This window comes from Vibrio sp. 10N.222.48.A3 (assembly GCF_041475345.1).
Classification (GTDB): Bacteria; Pseudomonadota; Gammaproteobacteria; order Enterobacterales; family Vibrionaceae; genus Vibrio; species Vibrio tasmaniensis_A.
In genome coordinates this window covers 1-523 of record NZ_JBFRVX010000847.1, presented here as the reverse complement: position 1 = coordinate 523, position 523 = coordinate 1, and the positions used below count along the sequence as shown (strand labels likewise).

Sequence of the window (523 nt, the reverse complement as noted above, 5' to 3'; positions counted from 1 at the left end):
CGACTGAGCTATCCGGGCAACGGAGCGCTATTAAACGGATTTTCTGCATAACCGTCAACACCTTTTTTGAAAATAACTAAAAAAAACGTTCGTTAGTTGTTTTTTTATTCAAAAGTGAGGCTTACGTTTTACCTTGGTTAAAGTCTTTCTTGAATTTTGTTACTTTCTCTAAGTATCGGCGCGACTCTTTATTGGGATGTTTCTTTGTTAGTGCCCAGTAAGCTTGACTCGGTTGCAGTGAATTTAAGTCACGCATTGCTCGCTTTCTATCCTTACTGAAAGTATTGAGCACGCCACCAGTGCCGCCGTTGTATGCAGAGATCATACTGTACTCAAGCGTGGTTGGGTGTTTTACGTCTTTTAAATAACGATTTTTAAGGATGTAAAAGTATGCAGTGCCTGCATCAATGTTGTTTTCTGGATTGAATAAGTACTCAGGACTTGGTTCTCCAGGTTTCTTTTTAACGAGCTTAAAGACATCTCGGCCAGCGGTTTTAGGTACCACCTGCATAAGACCATAAGC

The 523-nt window shown here is 40.5% G+C and carries 1 protein-coding gene; it reads right to left on the bottom strand.

Annotated features, from left to right (window positions below; all coding sequences use genetic code 11):
- Window positions 1-121: 121 nt before the first annotated feature.
- A partial coding sequence (locus AB4653_RS20675) for a transglycosylase SLT domain-containing protein (RefSeq protein WP_372105204.1) occupies window positions 122-523 on the bottom strand: 402 nt, incomplete at its 5' end.